This window comes from Pseudomonas oryzihabitans (assembly GCF_006384975.1).
Lineage (GTDB): Bacteria > Pseudomonadota > Gammaproteobacteria > Pseudomonadales > Pseudomonadaceae > Chryseomonas > Chryseomonas psychrotolerans_B.
On sequence record NZ_CP021645.1, the window covers coordinates 4604102 to 4619613 of the forward strand.

A 15512-nucleotide genomic window follows, 5' to 3' on the forward strand; every position below is an offset into this window, starting at 1 on the left:
GGAGTCGCCGACATGTTGAAAAAAGTCCTTATCGCCAACCGTGGCGAAATCGCCCTGCGCATCCTGCGGGCCTGTAAAGAGCTGGGCATCAAGACCGTCGCCGTGCACTCCACTGCCGACCGTGAACTGATGCACCTGGCCCTAGCCGACGAATCCGTGTGCATCGGCCCGGCGCCGGGCAACCTGTCGTACCTGAACATCCCGGCGATCATCAGTGCCGCGGAAGTCACCGGTGCCACCGCCATCCACCCTGGCTACGGCTTCCTCGCGGAAAACGCCGACTTCGCCGAGCAGGTGGAAAACTCCGGGTTCGCCTTTATCGGCCCGAAAGCCGACACCATCCGCCTGATGGGCGACAAGGTGTCGGCCAAGGACGCCATGATCAAGGCCGGCGTACCGGTGGTTCCAGGCTCCGAAGGCCCGCTGCCGGGAGATGAAGCACAAGCCCTGCGCATCGCCCGTGCAGTTGGCTACCCGGTGATCATCAAGGCCGCTGGCGGCGGCGGTGGTCGCGGCATGCGCGTGGTGTGGAAGGAAGAAGACCTGATCAAGTCGGCCAAGCTGACCCGCACCGAAGCCGGTGCCGCGTTCGGCAACCCGATGGTCTATCTGGAGAAATTCCTCGGCAACCCGCGTCACGTGGAAGTCCAGGTACTGTCCGACGGCCAGGGCAACGCCATCCACCTGTACGACCGCGACTGCTCGCTGCAGCGCCGTCACCAGAAGGTGCTGGAAGAAGCCCCGGCTCCGCTGATCGACGAGAAGGCCCGCGCCGAAGTGCTGCAGCGCTGCGTCGATGCCTGCATCGAGATCGGCTACCGTGGCGCCGGCACTTTCGAGTTCCTCTATGAAGACGGTCGTTTCTACTTCATCGAGATGAACACCCGCGTGCAGGTCGAGCACCCGGTCACCGAAATGGTCACCGGCGTGGACATCGTCAAGGAGATGCTGAGCATCGCCGCTGGCAACAAGCTGTCGTACAAGCAGTCCGACATCAAGCTCATGGGCCATGCCCTGGAGTGCCGCATCAACGCCGAAGACCCGGATAACTTCATGCCGTGCCCCGGCAAGGTGAAGCACTTCCACGCCCCGGGCGGCTTCGGTGTGCGGGTCGACTCGCACCTGTACAGCGGCTACTCGGTACCGCCGAACTATGACTCGCTGATCGGCAAGCTGATCACCTACGGCGTGACCCGCGATGAGGCCATGGCCCGGATGTGCAACGCCCTGGACGAGATCGTCGTCGACGGCATCAAGACCAACGTGCCGCTGCACCGCGATCTGGTGCGTGACAAGGGCTTCTGCGCGGGCGGCATCAATATCCATTACCTGGAAAAGAAACTGGGTATTGATAAGCACTGAATCGCCTGGAAGTGCGAAAGTAGCGCTGAAAGGTTTTTCTGATCGCCAAGTTGCATGTAACTAATTGCGTTTGTGTGTGCACTGGCTTGAACACGACGCTCTCGAAGCAGGCATATCGTGCTTCCTCAAGCACGATTGCCACCTCCATACCAGCGCTGACCAGCGACAGAATGGCGTGGGTCTGACCCAAGAATTGAACGTAGCGTGGTTTCAATCCAGTGATACAGGGAGGTAAATAGCAGCCACTCGGGGATACCGAGGCGTGGGAGGCTGCTAGATACCAAGGTTGTGTGCGTTTAGCGCACGCTGGCCCGTACCTTTACTCGGAAGCTGTTTTCATAGCCATCTTGTGCGTGAACCTTCTCTGCGAGAGTTGGTAGCGAGCTACGAGCGATGACGATGATGCCGTCCCGGTCTCCAATGATGGCATCGCCTGGGTAGCAGACTACGTTGCCACAAGCGACAGGAATTCCGACCTGGCCAGGGCCCCACTTCGATGGGCCAGCAGGGTTCACTGCACGGGCATAAACCGGAAGCCCCATGATGTTCAGCTCTTCAACATCACGAACTGCACCGTCAATGACCACTGCTGCAACCTGCTTGGCTTGTAGAGCGTCTGGCGGAGAGGTGCAGAGCCGAGGGGGCGAGTTAACCACCGGTTGATTTATGGAAAAGTCCTGCCGGACGGATCGAGAAGCGTGTGGAAAGCACGAACCAACCGACGCCGGAGCCGCGCTATCGCTTGGGTTCAATACCTGTGATTTCGATCCCAGTGGTGGTTGAGCCGTTCAGTCCACGCCCCTGTCCATGACCCTCTGATGTCGAAATACGGCTTGCACGCTGGTGAGATCTGGGGCGATTCATACTCTGCAGTCGGGACAACCTGATGAGCCTAAATGACTTATCGATTGCCCACGGAAGGAAAGACTGCATTGCCGAGTGCCCTACGAGCCCAACGGTTGGTGCACCAAAAATCTGGAGCTTTGCGGACTGGCATTAAAGGTTATGAAGTAGGGATGGCAGGTCTTGAAGCGAGGGAGATAAATCTTCTGGAGAGCCCGGATTTACTGGGCTTAAGTGGCGCGGGTAGAGGGAATCGAACCCTCAACTAAAGCTTGGGAAGCTTTCGTTTTACCATTAAGCTATACCCGCAATTCCGGTCTCAGCGGTGCATTAAACGAGGTTGTCCAATAAGAACCCTCGTCATGAGCTTGGGAAACTCTGCCGCCTGCTATCTCAATCCATCTCTCCAGATTCCAGCCTGGCTCCAAACCCTTGTAGAATGCGGTGTTCATGCAAGGTTGCGGGTCCGGGGTCGTCTCAGCGGGTCTCACCTTGTTTCAGGCCAACTGTCACCGGGAACTGTCACCAGATGCTCACCGAACGGCAGATCCGCGCGCTCAAGCCGCGGGAGAAGGACTATGTCACCTCCGATGGACGCGGCGCGCGGGGGGAGGGGGTGTTGGTGCTCAAGGTGCGGCCCAGTGGCACCAAGGAGTTCTATTTCCAGCGCCATGTGGCTGGGGCGAAGAAGCTGACCAAACTGGGCAACTGGCCGGCGTTGTCCCTGACCCAGGCGCGGGACAGGTGCCGGGCCGAGGCCGAGGTGGTGGTGAGCGCCGGCACCTTCCAGGAATTGCTGTCGGCCTATGTGGCCAAGCTGGAGGGGGAGGGCGCGGCTTCGGCGGCTAACGTGGCCTGGTCGTTTCGCCATTATGTCAGCGAGCCCTTTCCGGAGTTGGTGCGGCGGCCGGCGGCGTTGGTGGGGCCGGCGCAGATCCGCGACATCCTCAGCCGCATGATCGACCAGGGCGTGACCACCTATTGCAACCGGCTGAGATCCCAGTTGCATGCGGCCTTCCAGGTGGGCCTGGAGCAGGAGTACAACCCGCGCAGCTATCTGCAGGTGAAGGTGCGCTTCGGCCTGCAGAGCAATCCGGTGGCGAGCATTCCGGTGCAGGAGGATTGGGAGCAGCCGGGCGACCGGGCCCTGTCGAAGGCGGAGTTGCGCACCCTGTGGCAGCTGTTGCCGGAGCAACTGTCCCTGACCACCGCCGAGCTGATCCGCTTTCTGATCGCCGCCGGCGGGCAGCGGCCGGAGCAGTTACTGGCGTCGGAGCGGGCGCTGTACCAAGACGACCACCTGGTGATCCGCAGCACCAAGGGCCGGGTGCAGGGCGAGCGGCAATTGCATGTGGTGCCCTTCAATGCGCCGATGCGCCAGGTGTTGCAGACCATGGCGGAGATCGATGCCAACGGCGCCTATCCGTTCCAGGGCCGCGTGCCGGGGCAGCCGCTGAATGTGCAGTCGTTGTCGCGGGCGGTGACCAACCTCTATCGCCGCCATGCCGCGGAGTTCACCGCGCCCTTCACCCTGCGCGACCTGCGGCGGACCTGCAAGACGCTGATGGCCAGCGCGGGCCTCAGCAAGGAATTGCGCGATCGCATCCAGGGCCATGCCTTCAACGATGTCTCTTCCAAGCACTATGACCGCTACGATTATTTCGCCGAGAAGCGCGCCGGCCTGGAGACCTGGGCGGACTGGCTAGAGAAACACATCATCCACTGAACGCGCGCTTCAGGCCGCACCGTCGGCGCTCCAGCGCATGGGGTCGACCTGCCAGGCGGCGATCGCCGATTCGCGCCAGCCGACGCGGCCGGCGCTGAGGTTCACCGGGCTGGGGAACTGCTTGGCCTTGATCGCCCGCCAAAGGGTGGCGCGCGACAGGGAGGTGACCCGCAGCACCTCGTCCTCGCGCAGGAATCTATCCAGTTGGGCCATGGTGCTCTATCTCCTCGGGTGGCCGGTACGGCCGGCGGCGGTCGGGGTACGCGACGGCTGCCGCGGGGTGCGTGGGATGGCGTGCTTCATGCCGGACTCCGGCTGGCCGGGCGGCCATGCTCGGCGGGGCTGTAGTGGGGATTGGCGAACACCCAGCAGCGCACCTTGTCCGGGCGGTCTTCCAGCGGATTGCGCTGCCGCTGCAGGGCGCGGATGCGGCTGGTGACCACCTTGTTGTCGATGAATCTGAACTGGCGGCTGTCCTTGAGCAGTTCGCGCAGGGTGCCGAGGTCGGCCAGGCGCTGGCGGTGCTCGGCGGCGCGCTCGACGAATTCGTTGAGGTTGATGGCGATCTCCCAGCCGTGGAGGCTGTGGTTGACCACCGGATCGCCGCTGAGCGACTGCAGGTAGTCGTAGACCTGCCAGAACTCGACGACCGCCGGGTGATCGGCGCTGATGGCGGCCTGGCGCTCCAGGGCGATGCGCACCAGGGCGCGCTGGGTCTCGGCCAGCATGCCCGGCGGCAGCTCCACCACCAGGCCCAGGCCGTCGAGCAGGGCCAGCAGCATGGCGTGGTTCTTGACGATACGTTCGATGCGCAGATGGCCGACCAGCTCGTTCTGGCAGCTGCGGCAGCGGTGGTCGTTGGCCGCGAGCGGGGCGCCGCAGCAGAAGCAGTTGTCGCCCAGGCGGCGCAGCTTGGTCTCGTAGCGGGGAAAGGCCTCGTGGAACAGTGCCAGGACCTCGGCTTCCCGGCGGGTGGCCAGCAGCAGGAAGTGGCTGAGGGCGGCGCCATCCATGCGGCTCAGGCTGTCGGCGGCGGCGCGGCTGGCGTCGGTCAGTACCGGGCGGGTGAAGTGCAGCTTGACGATCCGCGTGAGGATGGCCTCGGAGGCGCTCACCGGGGCGTTCTGGCTGATGGCGATGGTGCCGCGGAAGGGCGGTTCGTAGGTCTCGTTGCCGGCGGTCTTCATGCCGCGGGTACGCAGGGTGCCGCCGCCGAAGAAGTCCTTCAGCTCGTCCCAGTCGAAGCTCTTGGCATGGGCCTTCTCCGGGTCGTTGCGGTCGCCCTCGATGAGCACGATGGGCATGCCGGCGACCTGGCCCATGGCCCGGCTACGGCCGGCGGTGGAGGACTTGGACGGATCGAAGCCCTCGTAGCCGGCACGGCCGAACAGTTTCCAGAGGAAGGTCAGCAGGGTGGTCTTGCCGGCGCCGGCCTCGCCGGTGGCTTCCAGGAAGGGGAAGGACTGGTAGCGGGCGCGCAGCTGCTCGGCGAACAGCGAGCCGAACCAGAAGGTGAGGGCGGTCAGGCCATTGCTGCCGAAGCAGGTCCACAGCAGCGGCAGCCAGTCGTGGCGGTAGTCGCCGGCGGCCGGATTGGGCTTGAGGCCGATGGTCTTCTGCAGGGTCTTGAGGCGCAGCCGGCCGAAGTCAAAGTAGTCCTCGTCGTTGACCCGGTGCAGCTGGCCATCGCGCACCGCCAGGTCGCCGAAGACGTAGCAGCCGTGCTCGCGGCTGTAGCCGACGTAGTCGATGGTCTCCACGGTCTTCAGGCCGAACAGCTGGTCCTTCATGATCTTGTCCAGCTGGGTACCGCTGCCGGTGAAGACGGCGCCGGCGGCCATGCCCAGCAGGCGCTTCTTGAATTCGCTGGCGGCGGCGACCTGGGCGCCGGTGAAGGTGTTCTTCACCGCCGGGCCGTCGTGGGGGAAGTCGACGCGGAAGTAGTACCAGGATTCGTCGGTGATCTCGTTGCGCTGGAAGTAGAGGGCCTGGGGCGCGCAGTTGGCGATCTCCACCACGTTGCCGGCCAGGCGCATGGCCTTGTCGCGCTGCTGCTGGCTGGTCAGCTGGCGATCCTCGTCGCGCTCGGACTCCTCGATGTGGGTGAGGGCCTTGTTGTACTTGTCCAGGTCGAGCTTGAACCAGTAGAGGCGATTGTCGAAGGTGAAGTGGAATTCGTGGCGCTCGCGCCATTCGTAGAGCAGCACGGCCTTTTCGCTGGCGGTCTCGGCCAGCAGCAGGGCGCCGTGATGGCGGGCTTCGGCCAGGTCGCGTTCACGCTGTTCGGCCCGCGTTGCCACCTCGGGCTCGAAGGCCCAGCGCTGGTGCAGGTCGTTCCAGTCGACCTTGCGCCCCGGCTGGGGGATCTGCGCGGCGGTGCAGGGGTAGCCCAGCGCCCGGGCCTGGCGTACCCAGCGACGGGTATAGCGCTGGGCACCGGGTTCGTTGTCCAGCGCCCAGACCAGCCGAGGCAGGCGACCGCCGCGTAGCCGCGCCAGCTCCTGCAGCGATTCTTCCGGATAGGCGTTGCTGCTCATGGCCGAGACCGCGGCGAGGTCGTGGTGGCGCAGGGCGATGGCGTCGAAGATGCCCTCGACGATCCACAATTCCTCGACCTGTAAGAGGTCCAGGTCCGGTGGACACCACCAGACGCCCTTGTAGCTGGCGCCGGGCTGGAAGCGGGCCTTCTGCTTGCCGAAGCGCGCCGGCCGGTCGATCAGCCGTTCCCAGTAGCCGCCCTTGGCCAACGGGAAGCGCACCGTGGCCGAGCCGATGCCCTGGGCGCGGTCCCAGTAGGTTTCCTGGCTGTACCAGCCCTTGATCAGGCCCAGGTCGAAGCCGCGGGCGAATTGCAGGTAGCCGTCGGCGCTGGCGGCTGGGGCCGCCGCGCTCGGCTTGAAACGCTCCGACCAGTCGTCGAAGAGGTCGGCGAACAGCTCCTTGACGTGCCAGCTCTGACCGCACTTGGCCTCGCGGCCGCATTTCACCACCCAGGGGGCGTCGTAGTCGGTGAACAGTTCGCGCTGGTGGCAGGCCGGGCATTCGCCCTTGCGCAGGTAGTGGGTACCGGGGCTGAGCTTGAGGCCGAGTTCGCGTTCGAGGCGCGGCAGCAGGTCGGCGCGCAGTTGCGGATCCATGGGGTAGCGGGTCAAGGGTTCACCTGTGCATCCGCGGTGAGCTCCCGTACCAGGCGCAGGGCACCCTGGGGCTGACGCTCGGCGTCGTGGGCGAGGATCTGGAAGCTGCGGGCGATTTCGCGCAACTGGGCGCAGCTGTAGGCCTGCTGCACCTGCAAGAGCGGCAGGTTGAAGACGATCCGCGGTGGCTGCTGGGGCTCGCGGGACAGGGTGACATCGAGGCACAGCTTCACGGGCGCTGCTCCAGAGTGCGTAATTCGGCGCGCAGGGCGCGGGCGGTATCGGCCACGGCGGCCAGCGCCGGGTGGTCCTGGTGGATGCGCCAGCGGCGCAGGGGACCTGCCGGGACCGTGCGATAGCGGTCGTCCCACCAGTGCTCCTGCAGACCGGCGCGATACTGGGCGGCCAGCCAGCGCAGATAGGCGCGGGCTTGCGCGGGGGTGAGCTGGAGCGGGATGCAGAGCTCGGCAGGCATGGTCTTTCCCCTCTTCAGGGCGCAACTCGCCCCTACCCACGCAAGGCGGGCATGGCGCGGCGTCAAGGTGGGTGGTTTAGCGGCGGGAAGGGCGCGCGGGCGCTTCGATCAGGGCGGCAGAGATGTCCGCCACCGGGATGCGATAGCGCTGGCCGTACGGGTCGACCAGTACCAGGTGGTCGGCGCTGCTGGCGGCCAGGTCGAGCCAGGGGCCCTGCGCTTGGGTGTCGCGCCGGCGACGGAAGCCGGCCGGGACCAGGTCGTGGTGGGTCATGGCGTGGGCTCCTCGAGCGGGTCCAGCAGGTCCTTCTGGTTGCTGGTCATGCGGCTGGCCTGGGTGGCGGCGCGCTTGATCTTCGAGGGCGCCAGCGGCAACACCAGGCGCGGTGTTGCCAGTCCCGAGGGGCTGAGCTGGTAGTCGATGGTCTGGGTACCGCCGAAGGTGGCACCACAGGCCAGGTTCTTGCACTGGTACCAGAGCGAGCGGAAGCAGGGGGTCTCGCCCTTGCTGCAACGGATCACCAAGGGACCGTTGCAGGCGGGGCAGACCAGGCGGAATTCACTCATGATGGGCGGGCCTCCGGAAGGCAGGGCTGACGGGGTGGTTCAGGGCGACGCTCACGTTTGGGGAGCACCGGTGGCCGTGGCTGGCGCCGGCTTGATGCCAAGCAGCACGGCGCTGCGGTGGGCCTCGCCGCGCAGGCATTTCTTCTGGCCGTTGAGCACCGCATAGACGGTGCTGGGGTTGAGTTGATGGCGCAGAGCGAACTCCTTTACGGAAATACCCTGGAGTTCCAGGCGCGTTCGGGCCTCTTTGCAGGCTTGCTCGGTGGCATAGGTGTCGGCCATAGTTAACATTCGTGTGATTTGAAGTGATTGAGGTGAACGATATTCAACAAATGTTGAATAGTCAATCGCCGAGGGAGACTTTTGTTGAAAATTGGCGACCGGTTGCGTTTGGAGCGTCTGCGGCTGGGCATGAACCAGGCCGATTTCGCGGCCCTGGCGGGAGTGACCAAGACCAGCCAGTTCAATTACGAGAAGGGCGACCGCAGCCCCGATGCCAACTACCTGGCGGCGCTGCGTCCGCACGGCGTGGACATTCACTTCGTGGTGACCGGCGAGGCACTGCCGGTCACCGAGTCGGCACTGTCCAGCCTGGAGGCGGAGCTGCTCGGCTATTTCCGCGGGATGTCGGACGCCAGCCGGGATGCGGTGCGGCGCATGGCCTTCGCCATGGCGGTGGCCGACGGCGCCCTGGATGCGGGGCAGTGAGCTACAGGGCCTAGATCGGGGGTTCCGCACGCCTGGCAAGCTTTTGCGCAACTACGACGAGAAGCACTTGGCGATCCGTATCACAAAAATGTACTGTATTGGCATACAGTATTTTTGGAGGCGGTGACCGATGGATCAGGCGCGTTTGACACCCCTATGGCACGAGCGACAACCGGTGCTGCTCCCCACTCGTTTCGAGTTAGAGCTGGTACAGGCCTTTCGTCAGCTGTCCTGCAGCGATCAAATGACCCTCTGTCGCCTGGCGCACAGCCTGCTGCAGGTACAGGGACCGTTGCCGCCCCGGGCCGACCAGCCGGCCGTCGCCCCACGCTTTTTGCCCCGCCCGCACTGAGTCCGCCCCGGACTCGCCAGGCCATCCCTAAGGGGGATCGGCCTCTAGCCAACGGCTCCAGTGGGTCCGAATCCCGCTGCCACGCCTGACCTCAGGTCGACTTCTTGGCTGACCCCTGGCGCTCCTCAATCTTCTTGGCTTCGCGCTCCACGGCCTTGAGCGCCGCTTCCTTGCTGGAATAGAGAAAGCGCAGATGGTAGGGATTGCCCTGGTCGCCCCGGGTGAGGCTGACCTGCTTGCCGGTCGCGGGGTCCCGGTAATAGGCCAGCACACCGCTGTATTTGGGCGGTACCTCGGTGACCAGGTCCGCGACCAGATCCCCCGGCTGCATGGCCTGCAAGCCGCTGAGCTCGGTGACGAAGCCGCCATCTACGTTGAGGGTGTGCTTAATATCGCCGCCGTACCAGATGATGTCGTCGATCTCCGGCTTGATGCCCGTCAGGGTGTAGCTGAGTTCCGGGATGAGGTCGGCGCAGCCGAGGGCCAGATGGTAGGAGAGGGTGGCGGCGCCGCGCTGCAGGCTCTGCCATTCCGTCTCGGCCGCCTGGTGCGCCTGGGTCTTGTTGGCGTAGGTGTGGCGCAGGTCGCGCGGGTTCTTGCCATCGCCGACCACCTCTTCCAGGCGCTTGCCCTGGTCCACGTCGTAGTAATAGGCGCGTACACCATCGTTGGGAACGGTGAGCAGGTACTGGTGCTGATCGCCGTCCTGGCGGCTGAGGATGATATGGGGCAGGTCCTTGCCGCTGGCCGTCTTGCCCTGGCCCTTGAGCATGAACAGCAGGCGCCCGGCCTTGACCGTGGCGACGGCATCATATTCTTCACCGAGGCGGGTCAGCAGGTTGGCGTCGGATTCCCGCGCCTGGTCCAGCTGGAGAATCGGTTTCGCCTCCAGGTTGGCGTCCACGGCGGCGGTAAGGCCCTGGCGAGCGGCCAGGATGCGTAGCACCTCGCCCAGGGTGGTGTTGCTGTAGCTCTGGTCGCGCTGGGTCTTGAAACTCTTGCTCAGGTCGGCGCTGCGGGCGCGCAGCTTGAGCAGATCCGGCGCGCCGTTGTGGTTGATCTCGGCGATCAGATAGGTGCCCTTGTCGACCAGGCCGGTGTTGCTCCAGCCCAGTTCCAGCCGCAGGGTTCCCCCGAGCGGCGGCAGGGGTAGGCGGCCATCGTGGTCGGACAGGGTCAGGGTCAACTCGTCCACCTCCAGGCCGCGCTTGTCGGTCAGCTCCAGGCTGACCAGGCGCGGCGCCAGGCGATCGCTGATGTCCTTGCCATCGAGCCGCAGGCGATAGATCGGTTGGGGATAGTCACCGTGGTTGGGCCCGCGCAGGGAGGTGCGGCGCAGTTGGCCGGTGGTAGGGTCCAGGACTTCGCTGATCATAGGAGCTTCCGCAGCAGGCCATTGGTGGCGGCCAGCGCGGTCCCGAGGAATTCGGCGGCCTGGTTGTCATCGATGCGCTTGAGGGTGAGGGTGAAGCCAATGCGCCGCGGGGTGCCGTCGGAGAAGAAGATCGTCTTGGTCTCGTTGAGGCTTTCGATCACCCAGAGACCGTAGATGCGGCCGGAGCCCTCGATCAACGGCCAGGCGCTGCCGGTACTGGCCATGAGGCGCAGCACATCGAGGCTGGTGGGCGAGCCGGCCAGCTCGGGGGCGAGCCAGCCGGGCAGGGTGATGGAGTCTTCGCCCTTGCCGACGAACTGGCGGGCCGGCTGGGCGCCGACGCGCTTGGTCACGGCGTGGCTGTAGGCTGTACTACGGTTGAGCTCGCTGTAGGCCAGGGTGTGCAGGCTGAAAACGAAGGTGCCGAGGGCCATCATCATGGTGGTCAATTCCAATCTCGGAGGCTGCTGCGGTTACGCGCGGCCTGGTCGGCCTTCTCGCGGGCGATCTCGTTGCGCACCAGGGTGGCGATCTCCTGGGGATTCGCGTTGGCCGGGGCGTTTATGGTGATGTTGAAGAGATCGTTGCCGGCCGGTGCCGTGGCAGCGGGGCTGGTCAGGGGTGGACTGCTGTCGATGGTCAGGGGCGCGCCGATCCCGGGTAGCGGGGCGGTGGCCGTGGTCGTGGTCAGGATGTTGCTGCCGGCGAGACGTTGCGCGCTGGCCAGTTGTGGCAGGGTCGTGTCGACGCCGCTGACCAGTTTCGCCGGGGCAAGACTGGTCAGCGGTGGTCGCTCGCTGATGGGCAGCGGTGCGGCGATCCCGGGCAACGAGGCCGCGGCCGTACCCATGGCCACCGCCGCGGTGAAGCCCTTGCCAGTCTTGAGCTTTGTCAAAAGAGTATTGTTATCCGCCCCGCCACTGGCCCGATCGGCGAGTAGGCTAATAGGGGAGGTTTTGGTGTCCGCTTGTGGACCTACGGCGTTCTTGAGCTTCTCCCAGCCACTAGAGGCGGATTTCTTCAGTTCGCCCCAGATCCCGACGACTTTGTCCCAGTTGGTATAGACCAGGGCGCCGACTCCGGCCACAGCAGCGGCCCCGGCTACCACCGGACCCAGTGGCAGTGCGAGGAGAAAACGCAGCCCAGTGGCTACAATCGATAGGGCGCCGCTACCTATGCTACCCAGAGCTTCCAGGCTGCCAGTAAGCAGGGGAAGCGCTCGAACGCCCAGATTGCTCAGTCCTTGCAAGCCCGTGCTGACCACGCCGAGCGCGCCGCTGCCCAGGCTGCTCAAGGCGCCGAGCGTCCCGGATAGGGCCGCACCGGCCATGCCGAGCACGCCCCTGACCATCAGGAAGGGCGTAATGATACCGACCAGGCCCGTGGCCAGCGCTCCAAAGGTAGCGGACAACAGGCTCGCGCCCGTTGCGAGAGTGATCAGGAAGCCGCCTGCAGTGGGGTTGTCCTGTAGCCACCCGTTAACCTTCTCCAGGACCTGGGCGACGATTTCCAGTGCCTTGACGTAAGTGGGCAGGATGGTATCGCCCATTTGCCGGTACAGATCGGCCTTGCGTGCTTGCAGGTTGAGCTCTGCCCCTTCGGGGGATTGCTGTGCCTGGGTAAATAGGCCATCGATACCCGCGGTTCCCCGCGTCTTGGCAGCGCTCTTGTCGAGTTGATCGTGCTGTTGGTAGAGCTGGGTGAACAGTTCGGCACCGGCCTGATCGGGCAGTATGCTGCGGATGGCGTCGAGGGTCTGGCGATCACCGGTGATGCCCTTGGCCTTGAGCGCGGGCAGCAAGACCTGTTGCAGCCAGGCGGCCTGGTCCTGGGCGAACAGGTCGCTGCCTTTGAGCGCGCCAGCGTCTAGGGTGGCGTGGGTGCCATTGGTCTTGACCCGACCCGGATCGACCAGGCCCAGGCTCTGCAGCTTGCTCGCCGCCGCCGCGGTGGTAGTGCCTTGGTAAAGGTTGCGATAGCTGGCCGATAGGCCATCGCCCACCTTTTCGCCACCCAGTTGTTGCACCAGCGGCTCAAGGCGGTTGAAGAAGGCGTCGGCGTTCAGGCCGCGTGCGGCTTGCCCGCCTTTATCCAGCACCTTGAGCCATTCCGGCGCGGCGACCCGACCCTGGGTGTTGGCCAGAATCTTCTGTATGGCGTCAGCCTGCTCATTGAAGCCGGCCTCGTCCTTCAGGCCACCGCGGGCGGCGATGACCGGCAGCATGGCGGTGAATTGGGCGGATTTCGCTGCCCCTTCGTCCTTGCCATAAAGAGCCTGGTTGGCGACCTGGAGTTTGGCCATGGTGGGCGCTGCCAGTTTGGCTTGGCTGATGTCGCCGAAGGCGGCCAGGGCTTGACGCACGGCGCGCAGGTTATCAGTGGTGCTGGCGCCATAGACCTGCATAGTCTTGGCTTGCGCGACGGTCTCATTGGGAACTTGGTCGCCGAGGTTGAGGACCGCGATGCGGTTGGCTTCCTGGTTGAAGCGTTTGGCTTCTTCCAAAGCGGGAGTCAGCAGGCCGAGACTCTGCTCAAGGGTATTGGAGCCCATCTCGCGCAAGGCGGACAGTCGCTCCACGCGTTTGTCGAAATCCTCGCGGCGTTTCTCAGCGGCTGTCTGAGTAGTCGCCTGGGAAGTTCCCAGGCGCTGTTCGATGCGCTTGATGGAGGCCAGGATCTCTCTCAAGTCGGATGGCATGTTGCGGAGCTGAAGGTCATTCGCCATCGGGAGCGGCTCTCATACGGGCGCGTTCGCGCCAGTCCATCAATTCGGCCAGGCCCATGGCATCGAGCTGGTCCAGTGGCCAGTGGAAGGTGATGGCGAGATCCGCCATCGCATCCTCTACGTGGCGGGGAAGAGCGCCGCCTTGTCGGACTTCTTCAGCAAAAAACCGACGATCTTCCCGCCCAGGTCGACCAGGTCGGCCGGGTCCAGGGCGCGCACCTCGGCTTCGCTCAGGCTGGGCTGGCTGATGCGCGGGACGATGCGGACGATGGCGTCGACGTTGAGGTTGAGCAGTTCGGAGAGCGACACGCCGCGCAGTTCGCCGGCAGTGGGCTTGCGCAGGGTGAGCTCTTCGATACGGGTCTCGCCGCGCTGTACGGGCTGGTCGAGGACCACGATGTTGTCTTGGGTGGTAGCGGTCATGGGGGAATTCCTTGCAGGCTGGATCGGGCCCGCCGCAGCGGGCCCGGGAAGGGTCAGATGCCGAGGGCGGCGCGTTGCTGGGCCAGACGATCCTTGCCGTCGACCTTCTCGACGAAGGCCAGCAGATCGATCTCGATGACGGTGACGCCATCCACCGTCAGCTTGTAGTAGCTGCAGGTGGTGGTGATCTTGTGCTCGGTGGTGCCGCCGGCACTGGCTTCGCCCATCTCGATGGATTCGTGGCGACCACGCACGACGATCTCCACGGCGGTGACGTCGCCGCTGTCGTCCCGCTGGTAGGCACCGGCGAAGCGCAGCGGTACGGCGTCGGCACCGACCGCGCCGAATTGCTTGAGCGCCGTCAGGTCCAGACCGCCGAGGGTCCATGCCAGCTGGATACCCTCTTCGCTGAGGCCCATGTCGGCCTTGACCGGGCCGCTCATGCCGGCGCCGCGGAAGGCTTCCATCTTGCGTGCCAGCTTGGGCAGGGTGCAGGACTTGGCAACGCCCAGGTAGCTGTTGCCGTCGTTGAACAGGTTGAGGTTCTTGAGGGTGCGGGGCAGGGCCATGGGATGCTCTCCAGAGGCACGCCCAGGGGGCGCGCCGGATCAGGTTCAGGCGTTGACGCGGGCGGCGAAGTCGACCAGGAAGCGGTCGGTGATGCGCTGGCGCAGGGTGAGGTCTTCCAGCGGCGGCACTGGGGTGTAGTCGTAGTCGAGGAACAGCTTGCCGGCCTTGAGCGACTCCTTCTCGTTGCCGTCGGCGTCGTACCAGCACTCGCCGCCCAGCAGGTAGCCCTGGCGGGTCAGCTCGCGGAACTTGGCGTTGATGCCTTCGACGATGTCGCGCACCAGGCTCGGGTGCATGGGCCGGTCGTTGGCCCAGAAATGCGCCTCGGCCATGGTGTCGGCCAGCACCTGGGCGGTACGGGTGTAGTTCTCGAAGGCGAACAGCGGATCGGCGCTGGTGGTGCGCGAGCCCCAGAAGCGGTAGCCGTCGTGGTTGATCAGGGTGGTGACCTGCTTGCCGTTCAGGTAGTCGCTGTCGGTGGCGGTGTTCTGCAGATCCCAGAACACGTCCTTGCTGATGCCGGTGACGCCGTCGACGGCCACGTTGGACAGGGTCTTGTGCCAGCCGACGCTCTGGTCCAGTTGGGCGCGCAGGCCCAGGGCACGGGCGGTGGCGTTGGCGGTGACGGTGGTGTTGGTGGTGGTGGACCAGGCCAGGAAGTCGGGCCAGTGCAGCATCAGCTCGCGGGCACCGAACTTGCCGCGGTAGGTGACCGCGTCTTCCTTGGTGGCGCAGCCGTTGCAGCTGGCGTAGACGAAGCCGCGCAGCTGCTTGGCGATGGCGACCAGGGCAGTGGTCACTTCCAGGGTGTCCAGGCCGGGCACGCCGAGGATGCGCGGGGTGACACCGAGCTGGGCCTTGGCGGCCAGCAGGGCCTTCATGCCAGTGTACTTGCCGTTGGCCGCACCGCCGATGATGTTGCTGGTCAGTTCGGCGGCGTTGGCGCCGTCGGCGACCCGTACCACCACCACGAGCGGCTGGGACTGGTCGGCGATCGCCTGCAGCGAAGCCGCCAAGGTGCCCTTGGTGCCGGCCTTGGCGACCGCCGCCTGGACGTTGGTGAGCAGGACGGGAGTGTCCAGCGGGAAAGCGGTGGCGTCGGCGTCGCTGGCGGTGCAGACCATGCCGATGACCGCGGTGGAAACGGTGGAGATGGAGCGAGTGCCTTCGTTGATTTCGAGGACACGGACGCCGTGATGATAGTCAGCCATGAGGGTTTGCCTGCGCAGATGGTTAGGTGACGTTGCAC

19 protein-coding genes and 1 tRNA gene are annotated in these 15512 nt (G+C 65.1%); 4 read left to right on the top strand and 16 right to left on the bottom strand.

Annotated features, from left to right (window positions below):
- Positions 1 to 12 precede the first annotated feature (12 nt).
- Positions 13 to 1362, top strand: a complete 1350-nt coding sequence (gene accC / locus CCZ28_RS20720) for an acetyl-CoA carboxylase biotin carboxylase subunit (protein ID WP_140220667.1) — start codon at positions 13 to 15, stop codon at positions 1360 to 1362.
- 296 nt (positions 1363 to 1658) lie between these two features.
- Here accC and CCZ28_RS20725 read toward each other — a convergent pair whose 3' ends face one another.
- Both CCZ28_RS20725 and CCZ28_RS20730 read right to left on the bottom strand, forming a co-directional pair.
- A complete protein-coding gene (locus tag CCZ28_RS20725; RefSeq protein WP_346764009.1) occupies positions 1659 to 2018 on the bottom strand; it encodes a hypothetical protein in 360 nt (119 codons plus the stop codon).
- Between the two features lie 422 nt (positions 2019 to 2440).
- Positions 2441 to 2514, bottom strand: a tRNA-Gly gene (locus CCZ28_RS20730).
- A 220-nt stretch (positions 2515 to 2734) separates the two neighbouring features.
- Here CCZ28_RS20730 and CCZ28_RS20735 point away from each other — a divergent pair.
- A complete protein-coding gene (locus CCZ28_RS20735; protein WP_140220668.1) occupies positions 2735 to 3931 on the top strand; it encodes a tyrosine-type recombinase/integrase in 1197 nt (398 codons plus the stop codon).
- Positions 3932 to 3940: 9 nt separating this feature from the next.
- Here CCZ28_RS20735 and CCZ28_RS20740 read toward each other — a convergent pair whose 3' ends face one another.
- From CCZ28_RS20740 to CCZ28_RS20770, 7 genes are all read right to left on the bottom strand, one after another.
- Positions 3941 to 4144, bottom strand: coding sequence for a helix-turn-helix transcriptional regulator (locus CCZ28_RS20740; RefSeq protein WP_058763383.1), 204 nt, complete (start codon positions 4142 to 4144; stop codon positions 3941 to 3943).
- Positions 4145 to 4230: 86 nt separating this feature from the next.
- Entirely contained in the window at positions 4231 to 7068 is a 2838-nt protein-coding gene (locus CCZ28_RS20745; protein WP_140221405.1) for a toprim domain-containing protein, read from the bottom strand.
- Between the two features lie 11 nt (positions 7069 to 7079).
- The gene (locus CCZ28_RS20750; protein WP_058773308.1) at positions 7080 to 7301 is read right to left on the bottom strand and encodes a hypothetical protein; all 222 of its coding nucleotides are present in this window, start codon (positions 7299 to 7301) and stop codon (positions 7080 to 7082) included.
- Positions 7298 to 7543: a hypothetical protein gene (locus tag CCZ28_RS20755; protein WP_058763386.1), complete on the bottom strand. Its 246-nt coding sequence runs from the start codon at positions 7541 to 7543 to the stop codon at positions 7298 to 7300. The genes CCZ28_RS20750 and CCZ28_RS20755 overlap by 4 nt, the downstream gene beginning before the upstream one ends.
- Before the next feature lie 76 nt (positions 7544 to 7619).
- Complete coding sequence (locus CCZ28_RS20760; RefSeq protein WP_140220669.1) at positions 7620 to 7817, bottom strand: hypothetical protein; 198 nt, start codon at positions 7815 to 7817, stop codon at positions 7620 to 7622.
- On the bottom strand, positions 7814 to 8110 hold the full coding sequence (locus CCZ28_RS20765; RefSeq protein WP_140220670.1) for an ogr/Delta-like zinc finger family protein: 297 nt from the start codon (positions 8108 to 8110) through the stop codon (positions 7814 to 7816). The genes CCZ28_RS20760 and CCZ28_RS20765 overlap by 4 nt, the downstream gene beginning before the upstream one ends.
- 51 nt (positions 8111 to 8161) lie before the next feature.
- Positions 8162 to 8392 carry a DNA-binding protein gene (locus CCZ28_RS20770; RefSeq protein ID WP_140220671.1) on the bottom strand — a complete coding sequence of 77 codons (231 nt, stop codon included), beginning with the start codon at positions 8390 to 8392 and terminating at the stop codon, positions 8162 to 8164.
- An 84-nt stretch (positions 8393 to 8476) separates the two neighbouring features.
- Between CCZ28_RS20770 and CCZ28_RS20775 the strand changes: the two genes are divergently transcribed.
- Positions 8477 to 8818 carry a helix-turn-helix domain-containing protein gene (locus CCZ28_RS20775; RefSeq protein ID WP_058768220.1) on the top strand — a complete coding sequence of 114 codons (342 nt, stop codon included), beginning with the start codon at positions 8477 to 8479 and terminating at the stop codon, positions 8816 to 8818.
- Positions 8819 to 8948: 130 nt separating this feature from the next.
- Positions 8949 to 9170 carry a hypothetical protein gene (locus CCZ28_RS20780; RefSeq protein ID WP_140220672.1) on the top strand — a complete coding sequence of 74 codons (222 nt, stop codon included), beginning with the start codon at positions 8949 to 8951 and terminating at the stop codon, positions 9168 to 9170.
- A 91-nt stretch (positions 9171 to 9261) separates the two neighbouring features.
- Here the strand turns inward: CCZ28_RS20780 and CCZ28_RS20785 are convergent, their stop codons facing one another.
- Genes CCZ28_RS20785 through CCZ28_RS20815 form a run of 7 tightly spaced genes read right to left on the bottom strand, consistent with a single transcriptional unit; the run spans position 9262 to position 15474 of the window.
- The gene (locus CCZ28_RS20785; protein ID WP_140220673.1) at positions 9262 to 10545 is read right to left on the bottom strand and encodes a contractile injection system protein, VgrG/Pvc8 family; all 1284 of its coding nucleotides are present in this window, start codon (positions 10543 to 10545) and stop codon (positions 9262 to 9264) included.
- The gene (locus tag CCZ28_RS20790) at positions 10542 to 10985 is read right to left on the bottom strand and encodes a phage tail protein (RefSeq protein WP_140220674.1); all 444 of its coding nucleotides are present in this window, start codon (positions 10983 to 10985) and stop codon (positions 10542 to 10544) included. Before CCZ28_RS20790 ends, CCZ28_RS20785 begins: the two co-directional genes overlap by 4 nt.
- 5 nt (positions 10986 to 10990) lie before the next feature.
- Positions 10991 to 13270: a hypothetical protein gene (locus CCZ28_RS20795; RefSeq protein WP_140220675.1), complete on the bottom strand. Its 2280-nt coding sequence runs from the start codon at positions 13268 to 13270 to the stop codon at positions 10991 to 10993.
- Entirely contained in the window at positions 13260 to 13379 is a 120-nt protein-coding gene (locus CCZ28_RS20800) for a GpE family phage tail protein (protein ID WP_081320027.1), read from the bottom strand. Before CCZ28_RS20800 ends, CCZ28_RS20795 begins: the two co-directional genes overlap by 11 nt.
- An 8-nt stretch (positions 13380 to 13387) precedes the next feature.
- Positions 13388 to 13693: a phage tail assembly protein gene (locus CCZ28_RS20805; protein WP_140220676.1), complete on the bottom strand. Its 306-nt coding sequence runs from the start codon at positions 13691 to 13693 to the stop codon at positions 13388 to 13390.
- Between the two features lie 53 nt (positions 13694 to 13746).
- A complete protein-coding gene (locus CCZ28_RS20810) occupies positions 13747 to 14262 on the bottom strand; it encodes a phage major tail tube protein (RefSeq protein WP_140220677.1) in 516 nt (171 codons plus the stop codon).
- 45 nt (positions 14263 to 14307) lie between these two features.
- A complete protein-coding gene (locus CCZ28_RS20815) occupies positions 14308 to 15474 on the bottom strand; it encodes a phage tail sheath protein (protein ID WP_058768226.1) in 1167 nt (388 codons plus the stop codon).
- Positions 15475 to 15512 lie beyond the last annotated feature (38 nt).